24 protein-coding genes and 2 pseudogenes are annotated in these 23,793 nt (G+C 56.0%); 7 read left to right on the forward strand and 19 right to left on the reverse strand.

The window, feature by feature from the left end; genetic code table 11:
• Positions 1 to 6: 6 nt before the first annotated feature.
• Positions 7 to 747, reverse strand: a complete 741-nt coding sequence (locus AC3IT9_RS09540; RefSeq protein ID WP_489272777.1) for a winged helix-turn-helix domain-containing protein — start codon at positions 745 to 747, stop codon at positions 7 to 9.
• Positions 748 to 1,271: 524 nt separating this feature from the next.
• On the opposite strand from AC3IT9_RS09540, the gene AC3IT9_RS09545 reads away from it, so the two are divergent.
• Positions 1,272 to 2,105 (forward strand): undecaprenyl-diphosphate phosphatase, encoded by an 834-nt coding sequence (locus AC3IT9_RS09545; protein ID WP_353743033.1) that lies wholly within the window; start codon positions 1,272 to 1,274, stop codon positions 2,103 to 2,105.
• Positions 2,106 to 2,159: 54 nt separating this feature from the next.
• Here the strand turns inward: AC3IT9_RS09545 and dusA are convergent, their stop codons facing one another.
• Positions 2,160 to 3,164, reverse strand: coding sequence for a tRNA dihydrouridine(20/20a) synthase DusA (gene dusA, locus AC3IT9_RS09550; RefSeq protein ID WP_489273496.1), 1,005 nt, complete (start codon positions 3,162 to 3,164; stop codon positions 2,160 to 2,162).
• A gap of 106 nt (positions 3,165 to 3,270) precedes the next feature.
• Between dusA and AC3IT9_RS09555 the strand changes: the two are divergent.
• Positions 3,271 to 3,492 (forward strand): annotated as a pseudogene (locus tag AC3IT9_RS09555) (site-specific integrase); the annotation flags it as partial.
• Positions 3,493 to 3,547: 55 nt separating this feature from the next.
• Here the strand turns inward: AC3IT9_RS09555 and AC3IT9_RS09560 are convergent.
• From AC3IT9_RS09560 to AC3IT9_RS09595, 8 genes are all read right to left on the reverse strand, one after another.
• A complete protein-coding gene (locus tag AC3IT9_RS09560) occupies positions 3,548 to 5,191 on the reverse strand; it encodes a hypothetical protein (RefSeq protein WP_489272779.1) in 1,644 nt (547 codons plus the stop codon).
• Between the two features lie 266 nt (positions 5,192 to 5,457).
• Entirely contained in the window at positions 5,458 to 6,597 is a 1,140-nt protein-coding gene (gene rffA, locus AC3IT9_RS09565; protein WP_489272780.1) for a dTDP-4-amino-4,6-dideoxygalactose transaminase, read from the reverse strand.
• Between the two features lie 14 nt (positions 6,598 to 6,611).
• Positions 6,612 to 7,364 (reverse strand): class I SAM-dependent methyltransferase, encoded by a 753-nt coding sequence (locus AC3IT9_RS09570; RefSeq protein WP_489272782.1) that lies wholly within the window; start codon positions 7,362 to 7,364, stop codon positions 6,612 to 6,614.
• A gap of 17 nt (positions 7,365 to 7,381) precedes the next feature.
• Positions 7,382 to 8,344 carry a lysylphosphatidylglycerol synthase transmembrane domain-containing protein gene (locus tag AC3IT9_RS09575; RefSeq protein ID WP_489272784.1) on the reverse strand — a complete coding sequence of 321 codons (963 nt, stop codon included), beginning with the start codon at positions 8,342 to 8,344 and terminating at the stop codon, positions 7,382 to 7,384.
• Between the two features lie 133 nt (positions 8,345 to 8,477).
• Positions 8,478 to 8,714, reverse strand: coding sequence for an acyl carrier protein (locus tag AC3IT9_RS09580; RefSeq protein WP_489272786.1), 237 nt, complete (start codon positions 8,712 to 8,714; stop codon positions 8,478 to 8,480).
• A gap of 223 nt (positions 8,715 to 8,937) precedes the next feature.
• A complete protein-coding gene (locus AC3IT9_RS09585) occupies positions 8,938 to 9,564 on the reverse strand; it encodes a hypothetical protein (protein ID WP_489272788.1) in 627 nt (208 codons plus the stop codon).
• Positions 9,564 to 10,460, reverse strand: coding sequence for a DapH/DapD/GlmU-related protein (locus tag AC3IT9_RS09590; protein WP_489272790.1), 897 nt, complete (start codon positions 10,458 to 10,460; stop codon positions 9,564 to 9,566). The genes AC3IT9_RS09585 and AC3IT9_RS09590 overlap by 1 nt, the downstream gene beginning before the upstream one ends.
• Before the next feature lie 2 nt (positions 10,461 to 10,462).
• Positions 10,463 to 11,413 (reverse strand): glycosyltransferase family 2 protein, encoded by a 951-nt coding sequence (locus tag AC3IT9_RS09595; RefSeq protein WP_489272792.1) that lies wholly within the window; start codon positions 11,411 to 11,413, stop codon positions 10,463 to 10,465.
• Between the two features lie 285 nt (positions 11,414 to 11,698).
• On the opposite strand from AC3IT9_RS09595, the pseudogene AC3IT9_RS09600 reads away from it, so the two are divergent.
• From AC3IT9_RS09600 to AC3IT9_RS09610, 3 genes and pseudogenes are all read left to right on the forward strand, one after another.
• Positions 11,699 to 11,800 (forward strand): annotated as a pseudogene (locus tag AC3IT9_RS09600) (DUF6124 family protein); the annotation flags it as partial.
• Positions 11,801 to 12,187: 387 nt separating this feature from the next.
• The gene (locus tag AC3IT9_RS09605) at positions 12,188 to 12,568 is read left to right on the forward strand and encodes a DUF6124 family protein (protein WP_489272794.1); all 381 of its coding nucleotides are present in this window, start codon (positions 12,188 to 12,190) and stop codon (positions 12,566 to 12,568) included.
• A 105-nt stretch (positions 12,569 to 12,673) separates the two neighbouring features.
• Positions 12,674 to 12,895: a hypothetical protein gene (locus tag AC3IT9_RS09610; RefSeq protein WP_150759122.1), complete on the forward strand. Its 222-nt coding sequence runs from the start codon at positions 12,674 to 12,676 to the stop codon at positions 12,893 to 12,895.
• A 67-nt stretch (positions 12,896 to 12,962) separates the two neighbouring features.
• Here AC3IT9_RS09610 and AC3IT9_RS09615 read toward each other — a convergent pair whose 3' ends face one another.
• The 8 genes from AC3IT9_RS09615 to AC3IT9_RS09650 all read right to left on the reverse strand — a co-directional run bounded on the left by AC3IT9_RS09615 (position 12,963) and on the right by AC3IT9_RS09650 (position 19,381).
• Positions 12,963 to 13,724: a transporter substrate-binding domain-containing protein gene (locus AC3IT9_RS09615; RefSeq protein WP_439958451.1), complete on the reverse strand. Its 762-nt coding sequence runs from the start codon at positions 13,722 to 13,724 to the stop codon at positions 12,963 to 12,965.
• 130 nt (positions 13,725 to 13,854) lie between these two features.
• Positions 13,855 to 14,142, reverse strand: coding sequence for a type II toxin-antitoxin system RelE family toxin (locus AC3IT9_RS09620; RefSeq protein WP_150672807.1), 288 nt, complete (start codon positions 14,140 to 14,142; stop codon positions 13,855 to 13,857).
• On the reverse strand, positions 14,132 to 14,371 hold the full coding sequence (locus AC3IT9_RS09625) for a type II toxin-antitoxin system RelB/DinJ family antitoxin (protein ID WP_150672806.1): 240 nt from the start codon (positions 14,369 to 14,371) through the stop codon (positions 14,132 to 14,134). Before AC3IT9_RS09625 ends, AC3IT9_RS09620 begins: the two co-directional genes overlap by 11 nt.
• 219 nt (positions 14,372 to 14,590) lie before the next feature.
• On the reverse strand, positions 14,591 to 15,514 hold the full coding sequence (copD, locus tag AC3IT9_RS09630; protein ID WP_489272796.1) for a copper homeostasis membrane protein CopD: 924 nt from the start codon (positions 15,512 to 15,514) through the stop codon (positions 14,591 to 14,593).
• A 3-nt stretch (positions 15,515 to 15,517) separates the two neighbouring features.
• Positions 15,518 to 15,901, reverse strand: a complete 384-nt coding sequence (gene copC, locus AC3IT9_RS09635) for a copper homeostasis periplasmic binding protein CopC (protein WP_489272797.1) — start codon at positions 15,899 to 15,901, stop codon at positions 15,518 to 15,520.
• Between the two features lie 52 nt (positions 15,902 to 15,953).
• Positions 15,954 to 16,856, reverse strand: a complete 903-nt coding sequence (locus AC3IT9_RS09640) for a copper resistance protein B (RefSeq protein WP_150728338.1) — start codon at positions 16,854 to 16,856, stop codon at positions 15,954 to 15,956.
• 10 nt (positions 16,857 to 16,866) lie between these two features.
• Positions 16,867 to 18,573: a copper resistance system multicopper oxidase gene (locus AC3IT9_RS09645; RefSeq protein ID WP_489272799.1), complete on the reverse strand. Its 1,707-nt coding sequence runs from the start codon at positions 18,571 to 18,573 to the stop codon at positions 16,867 to 16,869.
• 79 nt (positions 18,574 to 18,652) lie between these two features.
• Positions 18,653 to 19,381, reverse strand: a complete 729-nt coding sequence (locus tag AC3IT9_RS09650) for a murein L,D-transpeptidase catalytic domain family protein (protein ID WP_489272801.1) — start codon at positions 19,379 to 19,381, stop codon at positions 18,653 to 18,655.
• 85 nt (positions 19,382 to 19,466) lie between these two features.
• Here AC3IT9_RS09650 and AC3IT9_RS09655 point away from each other — a divergent pair, with 85 nt between their 5' ends.
• The gene (locus tag AC3IT9_RS09655) at positions 19,467 to 21,224 is read left to right on the forward strand and encodes a L,D-transpeptidase family protein (protein ID WP_489272802.1); all 1,758 of its coding nucleotides are present in this window, start codon (positions 19,467 to 19,469) and stop codon (positions 21,222 to 21,224) included.
• Positions 21,225 to 21,411: 187 nt separating this feature from the next.
• On the opposite strand, the gene AC3IT9_RS09660 is transcribed toward AC3IT9_RS09655, so the two are convergent.
• Complete coding sequence (locus tag AC3IT9_RS09660; protein ID WP_489272803.1) at positions 21,412 to 21,879, reverse strand: hypothetical protein; 468 nt, start codon at positions 21,877 to 21,879, stop codon at positions 21,412 to 21,414.
• A 243-nt stretch (positions 21,880 to 22,122) separates the two neighbouring features.
• Here AC3IT9_RS09660 and AC3IT9_RS09665 point away from each other — a divergent pair, with 243 nt between their 5' ends.
• Positions 22,123 to 23,694 (forward strand): sensor domain-containing diguanylate cyclase, encoded by a 1,572-nt coding sequence (locus AC3IT9_RS09665; RefSeq protein WP_489272804.1) that lies wholly within the window; start codon positions 22,123 to 22,125, stop codon positions 23,692 to 23,694.
• Positions 23,695 to 23,793: the final 99 nt, after the last annotated feature.

Genomic DNA, 23,793 nt, shown 5'->3' on the forward strand with positions numbered 1-23,793 from the left:
TAAGAATCAGGTTGTCGAGATCAGACCCCTGATTAAACGATATCCATGCCCACGGATACTTTGAATGGCGTTGCTGCCATACATGCCTTTTATTTTGCCGCGAAGGCGACTGATCGACTTTTCCAAGGCTCTTGGGTCATAAAAATTTATATTCAGCCCCATGATCCTGGCGATTTCATCATGGCTCAATATCTGGTTTTTTGTTTGAGAAAAAGCCTCAAGAATTTTCATTTCGGCAAACGATACATCCAGTTTTTTATAGTCGCCAGTCAGGCACATGCGAGTGGGGTCCAAAAGCAGATTATGCTTTTTTTGCCATTCCTGGCTGTCAAAAAACTCGGACATTGCGGCAGTATTTTCGTCTGCGGCAGTGTCGCAATTAATACAGTAGTCGGCCCCGGCCAGATAATATTTCATCTTGTTGTAGGTGCCTCTGCCGGTGATGGCTACAACCATTATTGACGCCAAATTATCGGCGCGAATATTTTCTACCAGGGCAAGGCTTTCAACAAACGCTTGAGGGTTGTCGATAACGATAAAAATGGCACGGTATGAATTGGTACTATTGTTCCTGTTGAATGAGTTGCTATAGCACATCGCATCAACGGCAATATCCTTGCCTACGTGGCTTGCGACTAATTCCCTAAAGCCCTCAGCTAGCGTATGGGTTCGCCCAATGGTGAGAATACCTGTCTCCTCCTTCACGTCGCTGTGGCCTGTAGTCGTTAATTTCCCTGTAAGCATCATGCTTTGACTCGGATGGGTGCGGGCATTTGAATGTTAAAGCAGCAATTCTCGTTTGTGACTGACAATTGGTAACATTTCACTGTTTTTTCTAGCGGTCGTCTCGTTTTTTTAACATCGTCGGTGATTCTGGTGTGATCGTCTGCCCGCCTGTGGTTCGAGGTGCCTAATCATCGATGACAATCTCGCGGGCTGACCAGGCATAGCATTGTGCCATCTATTGCCCCAATGTCCCGTATTTTCGCATCCATATGACCGTGCATCTCGCTAAAGTTTCAGCTGCCTGATTTTTTTTGATTGGGTGCCATGAGACGGCGGGTTTTTGTTGTTTTAAGTGCTAGTTATCGCTCTTGTCTGGCCCGGTACTCTCCAATATTAACTGTTATCTAACGTTCATGTTGGTGAAGACGGTCATGGACATTTCATAACATCGAGTTTTATTAATCGGCCTGATGCGCTTTACTATTGTGTTGGCGTTGAGTTAGAGCGTAGTCGACGCATTGGTATTTGTCGTTGAGGGGGGATTAATGGATCTTTGGACAACCATAACAGTGTTGATTTTGGGGATGGTCGAAGGTCTGACGGAGTTTTTGCCTATATCCAGTACAGGGCACCAGATTGTTGTCGCGGACTTGCTCAGCTTCGGCGGCGAGCGAGCCATGGCCTTTAACATCATCATTCAATTGGGCGCGATCCTGGCGGTTGTCTGGGAGTTCCGTCGCAAGATTCTCGAGATCGTCACGGGCTTACCGACCCAACGCAATGCGCAACGTTTCACCTTGAATCTATTGATCGGTTTTTTTCCGGCAGTGGTCTTGGGAGTGTTGTTCGCCGATAAGATCCATGAGTATCTGTTTAACCCGATCACTGTAGCGGTGGCATTAGTGGCGGGTGGCATCATCATGTTGTGGGCCGAGCAGCGGGAACATGTGGTGTATGTCGAGCATGTTGACGATATGCGCTGGAACGACGCACTCAAGGTCGGTTTCGCGCAATGCCTGGCGATGATTCCGGGTACTTCGCGCTCTGGGTCGACCATTATCGGTGGGTTGCTGTTTGGTCTGTCGCGTAAGGCTGCCACGGAGTTTTCGTTTTTTCTGGCGATGCCGACCATGGTCGGTGCCGCCGTGTATTCAGGCTATAAGTATCGGGATCTGTTCCAGGCCGGTGACCTGCCAGTGTTTGCGCTGGGTTTCGTGACGGCGTTCTTTTTTGCCATGATTGCCGTGCGTGGTTTGCTCAAGTTTATCGCCGCCCACAGTTATGCCGTGTTCGCCTGGTACCGGATCGGATTCGGTTTGCTGATTCTGGCAACGTGGGTATTCGGTTGGGTTGACTGGACCGGGGCTGCAGCGCACTGACACTCGCACCAGGCTGCAGGATATGCAGCCTGGTAGCAGGGAGGCGGCTAACCGTTAACGCCCCTCAAGCAGCTCCGCGGCTTGATCCAGCAACACCAAAGGTTCTTTGGCCTTGTGAATATCCACCGACAGTAACTGCCGAAACTTGCGTGCTCCCGGAAACCCGGTGCCCAGCCCGAGCACATGCCGGGTGATGTGGTGCATCGAACCACCTGCAGCGATGTGCGCCGCTATATAAGGACGCAACTGCGCCAGCGCCTCAGCCCGGCTGATCACCGGCGCCGTGCTGCCGAACAGCTGCTGATCCACCTCGGCCATCACATAGGGGTTGTGATACGCCTCGCGGCCCAACATCACGCCGTCGAACGTCTGCAAATGTTCGTGGCAGGCCTCGAGCGTCTTGATCCCGCCGTTGAGAATAATCTCCAGCTCAGGAAAGTCCGCCTTCAACCGCGCCGCCACGTCATAACGCAGGGGCGGGATGTCACGGTTCTCCTTCGGCGACAACCCCTCCAGAATCGCAATCCGCGCGTGCACGGTAAAGCTGGTGCAGCCGGCATCCCGCACCGTGCCGACGAAATCACACAGTTCTTCGTAACTGTCGCGCCCATTAATGCCGATACGGTGCTTGACCGTCACCGGAATCGACACCGCATCCCGCATCGCCTTCACACAATCGGCCACCAACTGCGGGTGCCCCATCAGGCATGCGCCGATCATATTGTTCTGCACCCGATCACTCGGGCAGCCGACATTCAGGTTCACCTCGTCGTAACCATGCTCCTGAGCCATGCGCGCGCAGGCAGCCAGGTCCAGTGGAACACTGCCGCCGAGTTGCAGGGCGAGCGGGTGTTCGGCTTCGTTGTGACGCAGGAAGCGTTCGTGGTCGCCGTTGAGCAGCGCGCCAGTGGTGACCATTTCGGTGTAGAGCAGGGCGTTTTTCGACAATAGGCGCAGGAAAAAACGGCAGTGTCTATCGGTCCAATCCATCATGGGTGCAACAGAAAACCTCCTGGATACCGAATCTGCTGGATAGGCCAGGTTTTCTGTGGGTTTCATCGGCATTTAGCTACTTCTCATTTGCTACGGTTTACTACGGTTTTGCTTAATATTGAGAGAGCCTTGCTGCTATGTAGCAACGCAAACCACTCGTGTAGCAAAATCCATGGGGTCGATCACCGTTCGCAAGCGCAAGGATGGCTCTGCAGCGTACACCGCACAGATCCGCATCATGCAAAAGGATGTGACAGTTTATCAGGAAAGCCGGACCTTCGATCGCAAGACCACGGCCCAAGCCTGGCTCAAGCGGCACGAAGCTGAGCTGGCCGAACCTGGTGCAATTGCCAAGGCCCATCGCAAGGGCGTGACGGTCAAGGAAATGATCGAGCCCCCTCGGCCTCCCGTTTCCGGGGTGCCGAGGGCACTAATGCCGGTAACGCTAGTCAGATCTTGCCGAAATTGACACAGCAGTAGCCCATATCGTCCTTCTCTTGCGCCTGCCGGAATTCAGACGGCACCCATTCGCAACGCGTGATCAGGCCTGGGCTATTCAGCCCTTTGAGAAATGGCAGCAGCTTGCCGTTGCTCAAGTCGCCACCGTAGCCGAATTCAGACACATAGAGCACGTGGATCGGTTTCTTGTCGCGCAAAAAGGCAAAATATGTCATGTGGTCCACTACGACATTTTCTGCCGACTCCGCGGGAATACCGCATGACGCCCCCAGCTTGCTGATTGAATCCAAGTGAAGCTGAGTCCCCAGCACCGGAATCGAAAGCGGCTGCCCGGGCAAGCTCGATTGAGCGAAGGAGGAGTTGCCTGTGATGCCAGGGGTCACGAGGGCTAACAGTGCCACCATCGACGCCATAGATAGCAGCAACAACAGTGAATAGGCTGCTAGCGTGGGTATGTTGCTTGGCTTCACTGCGCGTCGGGAATGCATCAACAGGGCTGTGATGATGATCGACACAGGCATGAATTGAATGCCTGCATAAAAATTCTGGATGTTGTAAAAAAACGCATTGATCAAATCTGCGCCGACCAACAACAGCGCCAGCACGACAGATGCAGACACTTCGCGGCGAACCACTTGGAACAGAAATACCGGGATGCTTACAACGTGGATTCCGATAATAAACGTGTACAGAAAATAATAAATGGCAAGGTTGAGGTTCGGCAACTCTTCAAAGCTACCGACGATAGGAGGCAGCCAGCCTGATTGAAAAGTGGCATTGAAGGTCAGGTGTATCAACACCCGGTCAGGGAAACTTATTAAATTATTGTATGCGGCGCTGACAAACTCAGCTGGTGCAGAGAACAGCATGCCCGGTAACAATGTGTTGGCCGCCAGCAATTTTTGAATGTTCGGCGCATCCTGACAGCCCGCCAGCGCGCTGAAATCGTGAAAGATCTGAAAGCACAGAACCACGACGAACAGCCACAAGCCATAGCGAATCGCTTTGTGGTACGTTGCCGTCGCCAACCACACGGCCGCTAGCGCGAATGGCGCATAGAACATGCTCTTCGGGTGAGCATAGAAAAATAATGTCAGCAGCAATGCAAGCCCGACAGTCATCGCCACCTGCGCGCGCGCAGACTTCTGCTCCTTGAAGAAGAGTGCCAACAAACAAAGCACCAGGATCAGCAGCATCAGAAGTTGTTCAGGACGCGACAAGACCCACAGATAGGGTAGGACACCCAGTGAAGCCACCGCCACCAATCCAGCGAAACGCTGAAGAGCCCCTCTAACATCACGCGCCTGCTTCAAGCACCAATAAGCGAGCAAGGCAAACCAGATCAGCGATAAAGAAATACCGCTCACTCTCAAGCCTAAAGGACCCAGGTGGGCATAGATCGCCGACAGTAATATACCGGCCGGATAAAATACCCATGAAACTGTCCGCCCTGCAGTTGTTGTGCATTGTGGAAAAAGGGTAACCGCATTTCCGTCCTCCAGAAAGAGCCGCGCAACCCTGAACTTTGTCATGACTTCATCGGAATAAACCGGAAGAAATACCCCGCTCAGTAATACAGCAAAGAACAATGCCAGAACAATTATTGGAATTTTATTTGTTAAAACATCTCTCATTCTTTGGTATCCAGTCGATTTAAAAATCGATTATTCCATATTCGTCAGTAAAGGCTTATTAATCGGCGCCAATGATAGCCCAATCCCGGCATTGAACCTGCATTGTATCCATCGAACCTGAAGGCTCTCCGGAAACTCCGGGTAAGCCCTCAGATGTGCTGAGCGGTTAGTTCATTTATCTACTGGCAACGATATACCGTGCGTCCAATGTCATGGGTGCAGCTACGCAGTGCGAAGATCAGCAATTGCACGCTACGTGTTCCCCTTCAGGAAACGGCGCGCTGTAGCGAGTCGACGACACCTGCCTGTTGTTCCTCTGTCAGCCCCACCCATAGTGGCAAGCGGATCAAGCGGTCCGACAGGCTGTCTGTATTTGTCATCGCGCCATGTTTTCGGCCGTAGCGCAGTCCTGCCGGTGAGGAATGCAGCGGTACGTAATGGAATACCGGGTGGATATTGTCGTGTTTAAGCTTCTCTAGCGTGCGTTGGCGATCGATGCCGGGAGCAAGCAAGACATAGTACATGTGTGCATTGTGTGTGCATTCTGCCGGAATGATCGGGCGGCGTACTGCGCCTGTCGATTCAAGCCCTTCGAGCGCTTGGTGATAGTGGTTCCAGCTATCCAGGCGATTTTGTGTAATCGACTGTGCCTCTTCCAGCTGCGCCCAAAGAAAAGCGGCGGTCAATTCACCTGGCAGGTAGGAAGAGCCGACTTCCTGCCAAGTGTACTTGTCCACTTCACCTCTGAAGAAACGGCTGCGGTCCGTACCTTTCTCCCGAATGACCTCGGCGCGTAATGACAGTGCCGGGTCGTTAACCAATAGCGCGCCGCCTTCGCCGGATATCACGTTCTTGGTTTCATGGAAGCTATATGCGCCCAGATCACCAATACTGCCCAAGGCTCTTCCTTTATAGGAGGCCATGACCCCCTGCGCAGCATCCTCAACCACGCGGAGACCGTGCCGGCGGGCGATCTCCATAATCGTGTCCATTTCGCATGCGACGCCAGCGTAGTGAACCGGAACGATTGCCTTGGTGCGAGGTGTAATCGCAGCCTCAATCAGGCGTTCGTCCAGGTTCAGTGTGTCTTCTCTGATATCGACAAACACCGGTATTCCACCGCGCAATACAAAAGCGTTAGCAGTGGAGACGAAGGTGTAAGAGGGCATGATGATCTCATCCCCAGGTTCAATATTGAGCAATAGGGCTGACATTTCCAGAGCAGCAGTACAAGAGTGCGTCAGCAGTGCCTTTTCGCTGGCGGTGTACTGTTCAAGCCACTGATGGCAACGTCGAGTGAAGGGGCCGTCACCAGCAAGCTTATTAAGGAACTTTGCTTCTGCAATATAGTAAAGTTCCTTTCCCGTCATGAAAGGGCGATTGAAGGGAATTTTAAAGTCGCTCACTGTAGGTCTCCAGATTATGGTTTTTTGGCTAACAGCAAGAGTGAGCCGCCGAGAGGAAAGGTGATGCCTGCCTTCAAAAGGCCAAGCTCTATCTTCATAACGAACTCAAGGAGCCGATTGGTCCGGTCAGAAATATCGAATTCGCTGTTTACTTGCGCATTTTTTTGACCGGGGCGCTGTCGTGCCAGCCACATCAAGGAGACGAGCAGGGTGACAAAGGATGTGACGTATTGAACCTCAAGGCCGGCGCGGCCTACCTTGTCGACAAGCTCTCGGCGCGTGTAGCGGCGCACATGACAGGCGCGTTCATCCGCGGCGGACCACAGCCAGCGGTGCTGGGGAACGGTCAGCAATAGATGACCATCCTTATGCAGTGCGCGGGAAAGATTCGCCAGTACCTGTTCATCTTCATCGATATGTTCGATGACATCAAAAGCGCCAATTACATCAAATCGCTCTGCATCGCTCATGGCGCGCGCGTCCAGCTTTTCAAAGCTTGCGCTGGGCACGCGTCGACGTGCATGCATCAGGCCTTCTTCGAAAAACTCGGTGCCGGAGAGTGTCGTTTCGGGAAATTCCTGGTGAATCCCTTCCAGCACAAAGCCGGTACCGCAACCAATCTCCAGGAAATTCCGGATTTTGCCGATGCGAGATTTCAGCACCCAAATGATCACGCGGTTACGGGCGCGAAACCACCAGTGGCGTGCCTCTGCCTGGGCAAGCGCCTCAAAGGCGGATTTGGGGAACGGGGTGCGATCTGGGGACATCAATCTGGCTCTCTGTTTTAGTTTTTATCTTTCAGGCGATTTTCCTGAATAGTATCCCACAAGTAAATAAAGCCACCGCAAGCGGCAGGAATCAGGACCATTAGAATGTAATTTGCCAGGGAGGCGCCTACGGCTATATTGGCCGGGACGTCAAGTAGACCATAAAAATAAACAAAAAAACCTTCGCGTACCCCAAGCCCACCCACTGTTATTGGAACCATGGTCAGGATGGCGATGACCGGATAGAGAGCAAAGTGCTGAATGAAGGGGATGTCATAGCCATAGGCACGAAATACCAAATACACTACCGATATCAGGGATATTTGATAGCAGCAGATAAAAAGCAGGGATGACGTGAGCGCCTGCCGGTAGGGGAAGTTAATCGTGCTGGCATGAAGTTTCTGAATATACCCCAGCAATAGGGAAAGTAACGGGTTATTGACGGTGCGGCCGCTATAAAGTGTATGGATTTTTTTGCTGGTCAATATTATTTGGGCCACTACGGCTATGCTGCTGACGGCGCCGACGGTCATGATGAGCAGCGCGTAGTTGTCTGATGCCGGCAAGAAGGGCAGGGCAAAAAGGGTAAAGGTACATAACACCAATAGTCCAATCATGCGCTCAATGATTACCGTACTGCCTGCGGTACCCCGCTTTTTCGGGTGGCGTCGTTCGATGTGAAACATACGAAAGGCATCCGCTCCCTGTGACGAGGGCAAAATCAAACCTTGAAATTGAGAAACCAGATTTATTTTCCAGAGGCTTGCTAACGCTTCGTCAATCGAATTGAGCCGCAGGAACACTTGCCAGCGGTTGACAGAAAAAAAAGAACTCAAAGTGATTGGGATAACAGCCGCCAGCGCAAGGTAGTGCCATGCTGTAATGTCGCTGATTAATGCCGTTAGTTTAAGGTCAAATGTGTGTATGAGAAATGCACAGATAAAAAACGCGATCAACAATTTCAAAAACGTCAAAGGCATGCAGGGTGCTCAACGTAGGAGGGTGAGGCTAACGCTGTGTAGATAATAGGTAGGCGAACCCTGTCACGGTCGAGAACGGCATGAGGGAGAGTGGACATGCTGTCTGCCTCCCCTACATGACAAGGGATGTCGGTTATTGCAGTTTTGATTTTATGTAATCGGCCAGGTCATTGATGGTTTTAAGGCCTTCAATATCCTCGTCAGGTATCTCGATGGCGTAGTGATCCTGGATAGACAGAATGATATTGAACATGCCGAGAGAGTCAACACCCTGGTCGCTGAGGCTAATATTGTCGCGTAGCGTTGAGGCATCTGCTACAACATCAGCCTGGGAAATGATGTTGATAAGTTGTTCTTTTGTCTGGGGCATGGTTAGTAATTCATCATAGAGGTGTTGAAGTTACCCCGGCCGGTACGTTTGTACTGCGGAAGGGAGGCTTTGTGGCATTGCTGGCAGTTGACGAGGTTGCCTGCTTCAAAAGATGTCGCACATTAGCAGCTGTCGAGAGAGGCGTGTAGTGTTGATCGTCGAGCCATAAGCTTCGCTGAACTGACACCTCGCCTTGCTGCAAGGTTCGTATGCCAGCGGTAGGCTACTCGACCTTGAGGGCGCTGAAGTAGAGCGTACCGATATGTTCTGCATTGAGCTCAATGCGACTACGGGTCAATCGAGTGCCCAGCGTCTGCTCAAGTGTCAGCCCTACCCCGCTCAAGTCAGAACATGGCGGCCACTTCGGGCTTTCCCAGCGACAGAAAACCCACTGGCTGCCACTGGGTATGCTCAATTCCTTGAGAAGCAGTGCCTTGTTCATGGATATCAGCACTTCGATCGGAGAGAAGTCATCTGGCATGGTCGTCAGGCTCACTGACCGATGGGCGGGTGTGAAAACACATTGTTTTTCAACCAGCGACTCGTCGTAAGCACGTCGTGTATCGGCGCAACCTTCGACTTGAATCAATTTGCCTTCATGATCAATGCCATCGAGTTGAAAGGTGAAGGTAGCGACAGCCTCACCTGGCAATGATCGAGGGGTTGCTCTCGGCCACCAGTGACAGGTGAGTAGGTGGTTGGTCATTCTACTGATTCTGAAGTCCAGCTTTTCGATCCGTGCGTGCGGCGCATGGCGAGTGATGGCCTGCATCGTGGCATTGAGCATGTCGGACCCGTGTATGTAGGTTCGTTCGCCTTTGAATCCCAGTGATAGCTCGGTGAAGTGCATCACTTTTGTTTCCTGAGGTGGGCTGTCATGTTAGCCCTGTGGTTGATTGCGAAGTTTCCAGAAACGACGCTGTTTGGCGCGATGTCGCTGATGACAACCGAGCCCATTTTTATTTGTACCGCGTCGCCAATCACAAGGCCCTGTGCGATGGAGCAAGAGGCGCCAACCCATGCGCCGGTCCCCAGGCGTGTGCGTCCTGCAATAACGGTATTGCCAGAAATCACAGAGTTCTTGCCAATCACGGCGCCATGACCAATGTTGGTCATGATGCCGATCTGGCAATTTTCGCTGATGGTTGTCGGCTGCTGGAACAAGGACCTAGCGATCACTGCGCCAGCAAGTATCTGGCAACCCGATTCAATACGTACACCGCCCTGATGTTTGACCACCATCAGCGTGCCGTTGTCGTTGCGTAGCGTGATCAAGCCCTCGGCGCCTATAACGGCATTTGAACCGATGTAGACATTGTCTCCGATCTCGACAGGGCCTTCGATCACCACATTTGCTGAAATTTCGACATTGTTACCCAGTGTGGCCAGTGGCGAGATAACGGCGCTGGGGTGCAGCGTGCAATTGTCGCCGATGCTCGGTGCTTGCGCAGTTGCGCACTTTGTCTCTTCACTCAAACGGTTGTAGAGGCGGAAAAAAGAGGTACGTGGGTCGGCACAGAATACAATTGATTTTTCAGTCGCTAATTCTTCATTTTTTAAACTTTCGGGGCACAGGACACACGCGACGTTGGGCGTAGCCAAAGCCTTTTGCAAATAGTGCAAGTTCTGACAGTACACCAGTGCGCCTGGTGTTTGCGCATCGATTTCGTCGAGGTGTGCAAAGACCCCATTGTTTAAAATGTGTTCAGCAGGGAAATAATCCACGACGCGGTAAGCGGATGTCATCATTACTCCACATGCTCTTCAATAATGGGGAATTGACTAAGGTGGGTTGCATTTTCGACCAGTCTTCCGAGGTACTCGCCTTGCACGCCTAGTGCCAGAAGGATGTTACCGGCGAGGAATGACAGCAAGATCGCCAGCGACGCCCAGCCGGGCACTATTTGATCGGTCAGGAGGGTGCGCAACAGAACATACATAGCGAATAAAATGCTCGACGCGCTGACCAAAAAGCCCCAGATCGACACGTAGCGAAGTGGCAACAGGGAGTAATTGACGATAAGGAACGAAAGCGTTTTGAACATCTTGCCAAGGGTGTAAGTGCTCGGGCCGCCATCGGCGCGCGGTGCGTGGCGAATGCTCACGTTCGCCATCATGCTGACGGGCACCGAATTAAAAAGCATCGCGGCGATATGTGGGTGTGAACCCTGGTATCTGGCGAGCTGTTTTGCCACCTGTTGACTCATGGCCCTGTAGCTCGAGAGGCTGAAACCGGTCGGTTTGCCCATGACCTTGCTAACCAGTTTCTGGTTGATGCGCGAAGCCATGTTGCGCCAGGCGCTGTGCTGTTTTTCAGCCTTCGGGATCTTTCCGATGACGACATGCTTGCCGGCTTGAAGTTGATCAATAAACAGGGGGAGGTCTTCGGGGAAGCACTGCAGGTCATCGTCGATTGTCACGACATAGCGTTTGCAGGCATAGCCGATGCCGCACAACGTAGCATGTTGTTGCCCCTTGTTCTTCGCGAAGCGAACGACTTTGACTCTGCGGTCTTGTTCGTGCAGTGCCAGAGCGGCAAGCCACGTCTGGTCCGGGCTCGCGTCATCGACAAGAATAATCTCCCAGTCGTCGCAAATCTGATCAAGAGTCGCGCGCGCACGCTCGTAAAATTGCGGGAGCGTACTTGCGCTTTTATAAACGGGTACCACCAAGCTTACTGAGACGGTTTTATCAATCACCTTGAGCCTCATCCTGATCATTCGATTGTGCGATGACGCATGCTGCTAACGCGTCCTGTCTGGATTTTACAGGCTTGTAGAGTTGTTGTTTGCTACTTGGCATCACGTGCAGCGGGGTGGCATGCCATATGCCAACCGATTGGCAGTCCTCAGGGAACCGGCCACCGAACGAAGCAGGTTGATAGGTCGGTTAAAGGCGCGGATTTTAAGCTAAGGGGGGAAAGGTGTCACGGTGCTGGAAACTTTACCTCTCGTTTTCAATCTGGTCGGGGTGTAGTGGTCTTCAGTCTGGCGTTGTCGATTCAGCAAGTGGCTGTGGTGGGGGAGTTGTTGGTGAATCGAGCATTGGACAATGTCGATCCGCAAGGCAAAGGGAGTTTGGGCTAATGGGGCTTGGGCATGCCTCAGGACGATTGGGCAGGTGCTGGGTATTGCGTTGATAACATCACGAAAAAGTAGGAGATTTCCCTCAAGTCGTGTCCCCATTGCCCATATTGCCCTCCCACTGATCACCCGGCTAACCTCCCCTGTCGCTGCAAATTCAGCGACAAGGGTGTGGAAGCCCTTCACAAGATCTGGGCGCACAGGGCGCCACCTAAATTTAAGCAGGCGCTTTTTTCATGTCTGCTGTTAAATTATGGCGGCTGTGCGCGGGGCACTTTCGAGTGCGTCGGGTTCCTAGATCCCCGGTCTTCCACACCCGTGCACAGCTGCCACCCCATCATGTGGAAGTGATGCTGGCAGTTCCTTTGGTTAATTCTAGGAACGAAAACGATGAAAAAGATAACGCCTGACCCTCCGGGAACCGCAATGGCTTCCGATTCTCTCGATCTTGCTCAACTATCCGCTGACTCTCAGCGGGTGGTCAGTAAACGTCTGCGAAACCCGAATCACGCTGATCCCGTCTGCCATGTGTTCACCATTCTTCCCAACGTCGATATTGAAACGCTCCTGTGTCATGCCTGCGAAACCCTTGCATCATTGAACGTCTTGACCACTGACCTGGCTTGCAAGCTCGAAGGTTCAACCCGCAGTCTGGCTCTGTCGATTCAGCAACTGGCGGTGGTGGGGGAGTTGTTGGTGAATCGAGCATTGGACAATGTCGATCCGCAAGGCAGTGGGGGTGAGGTATCGCCAGGTGCGCACGGTTCCTGAACCAACGCTGACTTGGCGAAAAGTTTCATGATGTGTCGTTGAAGTGAGGCATAGGCTGACCGCCAAAGGTCACGTCCCCGCGCCTCAACCCACAGGAATAAAAGAATGATCGCAAACCTCGTCAAAGTCTCGTTGATGGCCGGTGCTTTGTTGCTGAGTGCCTGTTCCGGTGTGAGCTCCCATAGTGATTATTCGACCGACTCGGTGCAGCCGGCCGGCTTTGGCCCGGGGCCGACCAACAGCAACCCCGACAAGATGAGTTTCCATGGCAGTGCGCTCGGCAATAGCTTCGGCGAATACGGTTCAGGTTTGCTGCACGACGACTGATACGCGGTCCGCAATGAAAAAGGGCGCTCCTTTGGGAGCGCCCTTTTTTGTGAGCAAAAACGATCCGTTACTTGGCGTCAGGCACCGCCAGCCACTGGCGCAGAATCTTCTGGTAGTTGCCCGTCGCCTTGGCCAAATGCAGCCACTGATCGACGTACAGCTTCCAGGTGATGTCGTCGCGGGGCAGCAGGTAGGCTTTTTCGCCGTATTGCAGGTAGTGCGTGGGGTTGACCGCGCACAGGCCCGGCTTGAGCTTCTGCTGGTACAGCGCCTCCGATGCGTCGGTGATCATCACGTCGGCTTTTTTATCCAGCAGTTCCTGAAAGATGCTCACGTTGTCGCGCAACTGCAATTGCGCCTTGGGCAGGTGGGCGTGGACGAACGCTTCGTTGGTGCCGCCGGCGGGTTCGACCAGGCGAACCGAGGGTTGGTTGATCTGTTCGACGGTCTGGTACAGCGCCTGGTCTTCGCAACGCACCAACGGGATTTTGCCGTCGACGTCCAGGATGCTGCTGAAGAAGGCTTTTTTCTGCCGTTCCAGGGTGACCGAGATGCCGCCCATGGCGATGTCGCACTTGCCGGCGAGCATGTCGGGCATCAGGGTTTTCCAGGTGGTGGGCACCCACTCGACCTTGACGCCAAGGCTGTCGGCCAAGGCGCGGGCCATGGCGATGTCGATACCGGAATGCTCGCCATCCTCGGCTTTGAGGGTGTAGGGCTTGTAGTCGCCGGTGGTGCAAACGCGCAGTTGTCCCTGTTGCATGACGCTGTCCAGATGCGACGGTTCTGCCTGGGCGCCAAGGGAGAGTGCGAGCAAGCCGCCGAGCATCATTGCTCTTTTGATTTTCTTCATTGTTATCGGGCTTTTGTGCTGGAGTGGTTTTGAAGGGGAGAGTGTAGTGAAACTTTCACCGGTGTGAAAAATCAACGCCCCCATAGATGGCTACCACCTTGCGTCATTACTTCAAACGTTCAGCCGCTTTGCGATAAACCTGCTCACGTTCCCGTTTATCCACGGCTACCACAAACACAGTAATTTCCTGGTCAATCACTTGATAGACCAAGCGGTAACCGCTGCTACGTAGTTTGACTTTGTAGCAGTCGGGAAAACCATGCAGGCGGTTAGCTTCAATACGTGGATTGTTCAGGATCTCCACCAGCTTCTTTTTGAGCTGCTGTCGGACCGTGTCGCCAAGTTTTTGCCATTCCTTCAATGCACGGGCATCAAACTCAAGGCTATAGGTCATCTATGGAAACCTTTACTCGTTGAGGAGATGCAAGCCGTTCCCGCACGGTGGCCAATAAAGCCTCATCGTCTTCAGTCATCAAGACAGGCTTGAAAGGCAACTGACCACGCTCCGCCACATATTGCAGGGCCTGGCGCATCAATTCGGAGGGCGTGACGCCGAGTTTTTCCAGTTCGAGATAGGCGCGAGCTTTGAGGTCGTCATCGATACGGATGTTGATAGATGCCATGGGATAGATTCTCATGTAATGACATTGGTCATTACATTGAATCAAGAGTTCCTCATTGGCAAGTCCGCCGAGACGTACGGCTAATTTAGAGAAAATTCGTACTCGGGAGGATGAAAATGCCAGCCAGCAAAGATCCCACCGCCTGGGCCATTGCCCTGGCCAGGCTGGCCCAAGTTTAAATCAGTACGTAAGTGTCAGAGATTTGCCCCTGAAGATGGCTCATTCCACTTCCGGGCTCAACGTCCCCAACCACGCCACCAACCCCACAATCAATACCGCCGCGGCCATTTCCACCACCACACTGCGCCGAAGTGCATGGGCTGCCGCGCGATACTGGCCCTTTCGCAACGACCGCTCCAGCAAGGGGCCAAGATGAAAGCGGTTCAGCGCCGCCAACATCAGCATCCCGGCAAACAGCAGCACTTTGATCGCCAGCAGAATTCCGTAATAGCCGAGTAAAACCTCATCGAGTTTCGGCCCGACGATGAACAGGTAGTTCACCACGCCCGTCACGGTGATGATCACGACGACCAGCGCACCGACAAGCTCAAATCGCCTAACTGCGCGAGCCAGCAACCGTATCTGTGCTTCGGTTTGCAGGACCCGGGTTTGCGCCATCAAGGCAAACGCCAGCAACGCGCCGAGCCAGGCACCCGCCGTCAACAGGTGCAGGATGTCCGCAGTAAAGTGCCAGAAACGGCGACTGCCTTCGTCCATGGCGCCATGCCCGCTCCAGGCCAGGCTGGCGAGGGCGATGCCACCGGCCGTGGCGGCGATCACCAGGCTGATGCCGGGTGCGCGTGGGTTGAGCATCAACGCCACACCCGCGACCGCTAATGCAATCATCCGTACAGCACAGGCCAATCCGACGTCTGTCTCGAACAGCATCATTTCGAGGTGAGGGCGCAACTCGGCAACGTCTGATTCGCCGCTCATGGCGCGGACCATCAGCACCATGCCCGCGATGGACAGCAGTGCGCCGAGCCCGGCTGTTGCCGTCAACAATCGGCGCAAGGGCAGCACCGTCCCGGATAGCCGTTCCTGTCCTTTGAAGCTGTAAAGCCCGAACAGCGCCACGCCAAACAACAGCATCAAATCCACATACAACACAAACCGCAGCACGACGTTGGCCGAGTCGCTCATCGATCATTTCACTTTGAAGGTGACGTTGCCGGTGATCGGATGGGTGTCCGACGACACCGCCCGCCATTCGACCTTGTAAGTGCCGGCAGTCAAGGGTGTTGTCGGGATAATGAGCATGGTTTTCGGATCACTGCCGCCGCTGACTTTGGCCTTGACCGGCATCGGGGCGTGGGCCATGCCGGACATTTCGGTCATCAGCAGTTTTGCGCCGGAAAACTGGGTGACGAGGTTTTCGGAAAAGTGCAGTTCGATCTTCTCGGGCGGCGCACCTTCTGCGCCTTCCGCTGGGGTGGAGGCGAGCAGTTTGGGGTGCGCTTGAGCGAGGGTGCTCATGAGCAGGCCGCTGAGCAATGCGATTGCGACGGCGGTGGGTTTGATGATGCGCATGCAAGGTCCTTTACCGCTCGAAGCGGTTGTTGTTGGTTTGAGGTGAATCTGTTCAGAACCACAGCCGAACACCGAGCACCAGGCGGGTTTCGCTGCGGTCCTCGCCTTCGTCGTTGGCGTAGTCGGCGGTGTTGCCGTAGGTGCGGTTCCAGGTCACGCCGAGGTAGGGCGCAAATTCCCGGCGGATTTCGTAGCGCAGGCGCAAACCAGCCTCGGTGTTGGACAGGCCCGCACCGATGCCCCGTTGCGGGTCGTTTTTGCCGTAGGCGTTGAGCTCGACGGTCGGCTGCAGGATCAGCCGATTGGTCAGCAGGATGTCGTAGTCGCCCTCCAGCCGCACGGCGCTCTGGCCGCCTTCGCCGATGAAGGCCGTGGCTTCGGCTTCGAAGTTGTACAGCGCCATGCCCTGCACGCCGAACGCGGCCCAGGTTTGCGGGGCGCCGGGTTTGAAGTCCTGGCGCACGCCGCTGACGACGTCCCACCACGGGGAAATGGCGTGGCCCCACAGGGCCTGGATTTCTGCGTCTTCGGTCACGCCGTTGGTGCGTTCACCTTCGGAGCGCAGCCACAGGCGATCAATGTCACCGCCGACCCAACCGGACAAATCCCAGGCCAGGGTGCTGCCGTCATCGGCGTCCTGCCACTCGAGTTTGTCGGCGAGGAAAAATGAATTGAGCGTGCTGTCATGTACGTGGTGACCGGCGGGATCGGCATACACCGCCGCGCGATCGGCATCGGTCAGCACCGGAATCGGCGTACGGCTTTCGCTGGGTGCGGCGGGCTGCATCTGGCCGTCGTCCATGCCTTGCATTTGGCCTTGGTCCATCTGGCTATGATCCATGCCTTGCATCTGGCCGTGGTCCATCTGGCTGTGATCCATGCCTTGCATGTCATCGCTGGCGGCCATCGCCGTTGAGGTCGCGAGTGCTAAAAAAAACGGGGTGAATCGAATCATGGGGTGCGCCTCATTCTTCCACGCGAACTTCACGGAACATGCCCATTTCCATGTGGTACAGGAGATGGCAGTGATAGGCCCAGCGGCCGAGCGCGTCGGCTGTGACCCGATAGCTGCGCCGGAAGCCCGGTGGCATGTCGATGGTGTGTTTGCGCACCATGAACTGGCCGTTCTCGTCTTCAAGGTCGCTCCACATTCCATGCAGGTGGATGGGGTGCATCATCATCGTGTCGTTGACCAGCACGATCCGCAGCCGCTCGCCGTACTTGAGGCGCAGGGGCTCTGCATCAGAGAACTTCACGCCGTTGAACGACCAGGCGAATTTTTCCATGTGGCCGGTCAGGTGCAGCTCGATGGTGCGGCCAGGCTCGCGGCCGTCCGGGTCTTCGAAGGTGCTGCGCAGGTCGGAATAGGTGAGCACGCGGCGCCCGTTATTACGCAGGCCCATGCCGGGATCGTCGAGTTTCGGTGAGGTGGACATGGCTTGCATGTCCACCAGCGGGTTGTCGGTTTCCGAGGCCGGGTGGGACTGCATTCCGGGCATGTCGCCCATGGCCATGTTGCTGTGATCCATGCCCGCCATGCTGCCGTGGTCCATGCCGCCCATGCCCATGTCATCCATGGTCACCAGGGGGCGCGGGTCCAGTGGCGGCAGCGGCGCAACCAGTCCCGCTTTCATCGCCAGGGTGCCGCGTGCGTATCCGGTGCGATCCATCGCCTGGGCGAACAGAGTGTAGGCCGCTTCGGTCGGTTCGACGATAACGTCGAAGGTTTCCGCCACGGCGATGCGAAACTCGTCGACGCTCACCGGTTTGACGTGCAGGCCATCGGCGGCGACCACGGTCATTTTCAGGCCGGGGATACGCACGTCGAAGTAGCTCATGGCCGAGCCGTTGATGAAGCGCAGCCGCAGCTTTTCCCCCGGGCGGAACACCCCGGTCCAGTTCATGTCCGGCGCCTGGCCGTTCAACAGGTAGGTGTAAGTGGCGCCGCCGACGTCCGCCAGGTCGGTGGGATTCATCTTCATCTCGGCCCACATTTTGCGGTCGGCGACGGCCGGCCCCCAGCCCTTTTCGCTGACGTCGTGGATGAAGTCGCCCACGGTGCGTTTGTTGAAGTTGTAGTAATCGGACTGTTTTTTCAGGGTCTTCATCAGGCCGACCGGGTCTTCGTCGGTCCAGTCGCTGAGCATCACCACGTAATCCCGGTCGTACTGGAACGGCTCCGGGTCTTTGGCGTCGATCACCAGCGGGCCGTAGACGCCGGATTGTTCCTGGAACCCCGAATGGCTGTGATACCAGTAGGTACCGTTCTGGCGCACGGTGAACTGGTAGACGTACATGCCGCCCGGCTCGATGCCCTTGAAGCTCAGCCCCGGCACGCCGTCCATGTTGGCCGGCAGCAAGATGCCGTGCCAGTGAATGGACGTGCTGTCCTTGAGTCTGTTGCGCACCCGCAGCGTTACCGTGTCGCCTTCACGCCAGCGCAGCAGCGGGCCGGGGATGCCGCCGTTGATGGTCATCGCGGTGCGCGGATTGCCGCTGAAGTTGACCGCAGATTCGCCAATGAACAGCTCGAAATCATTACCGGTCAACACCTGGGGTTCGCCGGGGCTGCTGATCGCCCAGACCGGCGTGCGCCATAACCCGAGGCCGCCGAAGAGCCCGCCGATGGCCAGGCTTTTGACGAAGGTGCGTCTTGAAGTGTGGGAGTGCATGCCGTGTGTTCCGCCCGTCAGCCTGTTGAACTTGTCGACTAGTCTAGCGGGCGGTGCTTTCAGCAGGCTGAGGCGAAGATTACAGTTTTGACAGGTTGGGCGTCGTTTTCTGGCTTGAAGTGGACTTTTCCCTTGAGGCCACGGTGTCGCCGCCGCAGTTGATGTAGGCAGAGGACTTCAGCCAGCGTTGGTCCGGGTAGTAGGAAAACAACAACTGCCCGTCCTTCATCGAATCAATCAGCCGATGGGCAATCGCCAGTCTGACGGCGGGGCAACCCAGGCTGCGGCCGATACGGCCATTGGCGCGGGCCAGCACCGGGCTGACATAGGGCGCGCCGTGAATGACGATGGCCCGGTCAAAGGCATTATCGTTGAAGCCGGGCTCCAGGCCTTCCATGCGCAGCGAGTAACCGTTCTGGCCGCGGTAGCTTTGCTGGGTGCGGAACAGGCCGAGGCTGGTGGCGTGGCTTTCGTTGCGGTTGGAGAACAGCGTGGCCATGTTTTCACCGCTGTTGCGGCCATGGGCGACCAGTTCGTGAAACAGCAACTTGCGCCGTTTAAGATCGAAGACCCACAGGCGTTGTTCGGTCGAGGGCAGGGAGTAATCGATCACCGCCAGTCTTTGGGCGGGGGCGACACCTTGGGCGCGGCTGCATTGGGTGGCACGAACGGCCAGGGCAATCACTTTGGCGTCGGCGCCGGGTGCTGCTTTGACCAGCGCGTTTTCAAGCGAATCGGCGTAGGCTGACGTTACTGAAAGGCACGTCAGTAAAATGGCAAATAAAAGGCCAAAGCGGTTTAGCGCCATAGTCGGGTCTCATCATGATAATTTCGAGTCTAGCTAGCCGCGAGCGGAAAGCTAGCCGTTTGAAACGGGGGATTAAGGATTATCCATGGTGAAGTTAACAAGGTCATTCGTCATAAGCCGCATTTTTTTTATGGGCTTTCTGATCAGCGGTGCAGCGATTGGGCAAATTTCGCCGATTGAGCCGGTATCTGTGGCGAGCAGCACAATCGATGCCGCAACGCCCGGCGATGCGGTCGGCCATGCGATTCAGGCGACGCTGGAGCCGCTGCGATCGGCCTTTCCGCCGTTGCTCACCTCCAGGCGCCATCAGCGTGTGGATGTCAGCCGGGTGGTGCTGGATTTCTATATGCATCGCAACTATCGCGCCGCGTGGACGGATGATCGTGACGTGGCGCAATTACTCAAAAGCCTGGAAGACACTCGGATCGATGGCCTGAATCCGGCGGATTTCCGCATCACCGAACTGGCGCAAGCCCATGAATCGCTGCTGGCCGCCGTGCCTTCCACGGCGCAACGGGCGATGTTCGACATGGCGGCGACCCGCACGTTCATCACCGCGCTGCTGCAACTGCGACAGGGTAAAGTCGATCCGTCGCGGCTGGACATTCACTGGAATTTCGATCCTGCCGGCGGCGATGCCCACGAGGCCATGAACAATCTGTTTGCCGCCCTCGATGCCCACGACGTGGCGCGTGCATTCGCCGATGCACCGCCTCAGGAAGAGATTTACCGCAATTTGCGTGAAGGCCTGGCCCGGTTGCGCCAAGTGCACGCTGCGGGCGGCTGGCCGAAAGTGACCGAAGGGCAATCGCTCAAGCCCGGCATGGATGGGGTGGCGGTCGCACAATTGCGTGCGCGTCTGGTGGCGGGCGGTTACCTGGATGCGCACCTGTCGAAAAAAGCCGGTTACGACGACAAGGTCATTGCCGCGGTGAAGAAGTATCAGACCGAGCAATACCTGGGGGTCGATGGTGTGGCGGGGGCGGCAACGCTGGCGGCGCTGAACGTGCCGGTCGGGGCGCGGATCGATCAGGTGCGGGTCAACATGGAGCGCGCCCGGTGGCTGTTGTACAAGCTTCAGGGCACGTTCGTGATCGTCGATATCGCCGGCTACAAGGTGGCGATGTACCGCGACGGTCTGCCGATCTGGCGTTCGCGGGTGCAAGTCGGTAAACCGGTGCGCAGTACGCCGGTGTTCCAGGCCGAAATCACCTACATCACGTTCAACCCGACCTGGACCGTGCCGCCGACCATCCTCAAGCAGGACGTGATTCCAAAAGTCCAGAACGATCCGGGCTATCTGGCGGCCAACCGGATTCGCGTGCTTGATCGCGAAGGCAATGTGCTCGATCCGTCGGACGTTGACTGGAGCAATCCACGCGGCATCCACCTGCGTCAGGATGCCGGGCCCGACAGTTCGCTGGGGCAGGTGGTGATCCGTTTCCCCAACGACTATGCGATTTACCTGCATGACACGCCGCACCGCGAACTGTTTGCCAAAACGGTTCGAGCCACCAGTTCAGGCTGCATCCGCGTGGAAAACCCCTTGCAACTGGTCGAGCTGTTGTTCAACGACCCGGTGCGCTGGAACAGCGCCGGCATCCAGAAGCAGTTGGCCAATGGCAGGACCGAGAACGTCCTGCTGCCGGTGAAAGTGCCGGTGTTGTTGGCTTACTGGACCGTGGACCTGAGCAATGACGGGCGGGTGACGTTCAAGCCCGACATTTATGATTACGATGCCAGGGTGTTGCAGGGCTTGAGTCAGCCTACGAAGTTGCCGGCTCTGGACTTGCGTCTCGCAGAGGTACCGCTGGTGGTGACGGGGCAGAACCAACAGCAATGAAATAGCTGAAGTAGGGCGCTCCAGGGGCGTAATGCCTGTCGGTTAAATGTTTGAACACCACAAACCTTGTGGGAGCGAGCTTGCTCGCGATGAGGGAGGCACATTCAAAATCAATGTGTCTGACAGTCCGCCATCGCGAGCAAGCTCGCTCCCACAGGTTTCGTGTGTTAACTGATCGGCTAATCCCCTAAAGCTCCAACCCTTGTTGCACCACTGCCAGCAGATCGCTTTCCGTCAGCGCTATCGCATCCAGCTGCGCGGTGGCCTGCTCGATCGTTTGTAGCCACCAGTGTGTTTCACCGTGCTCGTCCACAGTACGCAACAGGGCGAGTTCGTTGCCTGTGGTGTGGACCTCGACCCGCCCCTCGCCATCGGCGGTGAAGCGTGCAACCGGGTCAAAGGTAATGCTGCGCTCGTTGCCGGTGATCACCAACTGGTCGATGGCGTAGTCGTAAGCGTCACCATCGGGGTGACTCTCGAACACGTGGGTGGGGTTGCGCCGCAGGACCAGGCCCGCTTCGGTCAAGGGCAGCAGCCAAGCCTCTATCCGTTGATACAGTTCGTAGACCTGGCCCGGCCAGCCATCGATCGCCTGATCCGCGCTGGTCAGCCGTGTCTGTTTCAATTTTGCGGCGAGTTCGTCTGCCTTGCTCATGTCGATTCCCTGTATTGAGGTCAGTCTAATCGTAGCTCGTTGACGCGCAGGTAGCACTTGCCCTGGGTCATGATTGCAGCACAGGCAGGGTGTGGACGTTGTGCTCGGCCAGCACCGCCGGGCCAGCGCGACCACTGGGCAAGTGGTCGCCCATTTATCACGGATAACCCCGTAAACTACGGCCCACAAAGACTGAGGGCTTTAGCTCGTTGCCCATGCCTTGCCCCCCGACAGGATGAACTTTTGCCCACTCGCTTTAACGACCCGGACCACGCCCCTGGCGTCGCATTGAAACGCATACCGCTGCGCAAGGCCGCGGTATTGTTCATTGCCACGGTGTGTCTGTGCCTGTGCGGTTTGCTCTACCTGCAACTGGAACAGTCCCGTCGCCACGACCTGAGCCTGGCGCAAGTGGCGTCTTCGAACCTGACGCGCGCCATGGCGCAGCAAGCCGAAGACACCTTCATGAAGGCCGACCTGGTGCTGACCAGTCTGGTGGACTGGATTCAGGTCGACGGTTTCGGCCCGGTCCAACGGCCACGCTTGCAGCAGACTTTCGCCCGGCGGGTGCTGGCGCTGGATCAGTTGCACGGCATCCTGCTGTTCGACCAGAAGGGGCAGTGGGTGGTGACCTCGTTTGAAAACCTGCCCCGGGGTGCCGGGGTCGCGGATCGTGAGTACTTCAAGTATCACCAGCAGAACGTATCGTCGGTGGCACATATCGGCCCGGCCATCCGCAGTCGGGAAAACGGCGAGTGGATCATTCCGATTTCCAAACGGGTCAACGACAGGAACGGGCATTTCCAGGGCGTGTTGCTGGCCGGCATCAAGATGTCGTACTTCGACCAGTTCTTCAAAAGTTTCAGCCTCGACGACAACGGCTCGATGTTTCTCGGCTTGACCGATGGCACGCTGTTGGCGCGTCGACCTTTTGTAGAGGCGCAGATCGGCGTGTCGCTGGCCCAGGGCGAGATTTTCCAGAAGTTCCTGCCACTGGCCACCTCCGGCAATGCGCTGTTCACCTCCACCATCGATGGTGTGACTCGCATGTACGGCTACCGACAGCTGGAGGCGTATCCGCTGGTGGTCGCCGCTGCGTCGTCCACTGATGCCATTCTTGCAGGCTGGTACGACACGGCGTTTCGCTCCAGTCTCATCGTTGCCCTGGTGTTGCTGGGCGTGGGGTTGTTCGGGTGGGGGTTCCTTCATCAAGTACGTGTTGGCGAGCGGGTCGAGTCGGATTTGCGCAGGGCCCAGCAAGCGCTGGAGCTGATCGCCACTCACGACAGCCTGACCGGGCTGGCCAACCGCCGATTGTTCGAGCGGGCACTGGGCATCGAGTTCGGGCGCGGCGCCCGGCAGGCCAGCCCTTTGAGCCTGATCATGCTCGATATCGATTACTTCAAGCGCTACAACGACACCTACGGCCACGTGGTGGGGGATCATTGCCTGGCCGAAGTGGCACGCGCGCTGAAGAGTTGCTGTCAACGCAAGACCGATCTGGCGGTGCGTTACGGCGGTGAGGAGTTTGCGGTGCTGCTGCCGGACACCGACATCCATGGCGCCATGACGATTGCCGAGCAGATCCGCCGCAGCGTCATCGACAAGCACATCAATCACACCGGCTCGCCCAACGGTTACGTGACGGTCAGTCTGGGTTGCTATTCGTTTGTGCCGTCGGGGCGTGACAGCATGGACGTGTTTGTCGAGCGGGCGGATGCGGCGTTGTATCAGGCCAAGCATTCGGGGCGAAACCGCGTGGCAACGTTGTCGATGGCTGGCGGTGTCGAGGCGTTGATGCGTTCCGACCGTTGAAGTTTTTTCCGCCGGTGGTTCGTCTCCCGGGCCTGGCGGCCGTTCAACCTGACCATGCGTCTGTACAGCCCGAAAACCGAGGCGTTGGATGGCAAATGG

It is taken from the genome of Pseudomonas sp. KH_046_1 (assembly GCF_057839025.1).

Bases quoted from the DNA above. Each gene is read 5' to 3' on its own strand.
- AC3IT9_RS09540 (WP_489272777.1), bottom strand. From the start codon at position 747: ATGATGCTTACAGGGAAATTAACGACTACAGGCCACAGCGACGTGAAG.
- AC3IT9_RS09545 (WP_353743033.1), top strand. From the start codon at position 1,272: ATGGATCTTTGGACAACCATAACAGTGTTGATTTTGGGGATGGTCGAA.
- dusA (WP_489273496.1), bottom strand. From the start codon at position 3,164: ATGAAACCCACAGAAAACCTGGCCTATCCAGCAGATTCGGTATCCAGG.
- AC3IT9_RS09560 (WP_489272779.1), bottom strand. From the start codon at position 5,191: ATGAGAGATGTTTTAACAAATAAAATTCCAATAATTGTTCTGGCATTG.
- AC3IT9_RS09570 (WP_489272782.1), bottom strand. From the start codon at position 7,364: ATGTCCCCAGATCGCACCCCGTTCCCCAAATCCGCCTTTGAGGCGCTT.
- AC3IT9_RS09575 (WP_489272784.1), bottom strand. From the start codon at position 8,344: ATGCCTTTGACGTTTTTGAAATTGTTGATCGCGTTTTTTATCTGTGCA.
- AC3IT9_RS09580 (WP_489272786.1), bottom strand. From the start codon at position 8,714: ATGCCCCAGACAAAAGAACAACTTATCAACATCATTTCCCAGGCTGAT.
- AC3IT9_RS09585 (WP_489272788.1), bottom strand. From the start codon at position 9,564: ATGCACTTCACCGAGCTATCACTGGGATTCAAAGGCGAACGAACCTAC.
- AC3IT9_RS09590 (WP_489272790.1), bottom strand. From the start codon at position 10,460: ATGACATCCGCTTACCGCGTCGTGGATTATTTCCCTGCTGAACACATT.
- AC3IT9_RS09605 (WP_489272794.1), top strand. From the start codon at position 12,188: ATGAAAAAGATAACGCCTGACCCTCCGGGAACCGCAATGGCTTCCGAT.
- AC3IT9_RS09610 (WP_150759122.1), top strand. From the start codon at position 12,674: ATGATCGCAAACCTCGTCAAAGTCTCGTTGATGGCCGGTGCTTTGTTG.
- AC3IT9_RS09615 (WP_439958451.1), bottom strand. From the start codon at position 13,724: ATGCTCGGCGGCTTGCTCGCACTCTCCCTTGGCGCCCAGGCAGAACCG.
- AC3IT9_RS09620 (WP_150672807.1), bottom strand. From the start codon at position 14,142: ATGACCTATAGCCTTGAGTTTGATGCCCGTGCATTGAAGGAATGGCAA.
- AC3IT9_RS09625 (WP_150672806.1), bottom strand. From the start codon at position 14,371: ATGGCATCTATCAACATCCGTATCGATGACGACCTCAAAGCTCGCGCC.
- copD (WP_489272796.1), bottom strand. From the start codon at position 15,514: ATGAGCGACTCGGCCAACGTCGTGCTGCGGTTTGTGTTGTATGTGGAT.
- copC (WP_489272797.1), bottom strand. From the start codon at position 15,901: ATGCGCATCATCAAACCCACCGCCGTCGCAATCGCATTGCTCAGCGGC.
- AC3IT9_RS09640 (WP_150728338.1), bottom strand. From the start codon at position 16,856: ATGATTCGATTCACCCCGTTTTTTTTAGCACTCGCGACCTCAACGGCG.
- AC3IT9_RS09645 (WP_489272799.1), bottom strand. From the start codon at position 18,573: ATGCACTCCCACACTTCAAGACGCACCTTCGTCAAAAGCCTGGCCATC.
- AC3IT9_RS09650 (WP_489272801.1), bottom strand. From the start codon at position 19,381: ATGGCGCTAAACCGCTTTGGCCTTTTATTTGCCATTTTACTGACGTGC.
- AC3IT9_RS09655 (WP_489272802.1), top strand. From the start codon at position 19,467: ATGGTGAAGTTAACAAGGTCATTCGTCATAAGCCGCATTTTTTTTATG.
- AC3IT9_RS09660 (WP_489272803.1), bottom strand. From the start codon at position 21,879: ATGAGCAAGGCAGACGAACTCGCCGCAAAATTGAAACAGACACGGCTG.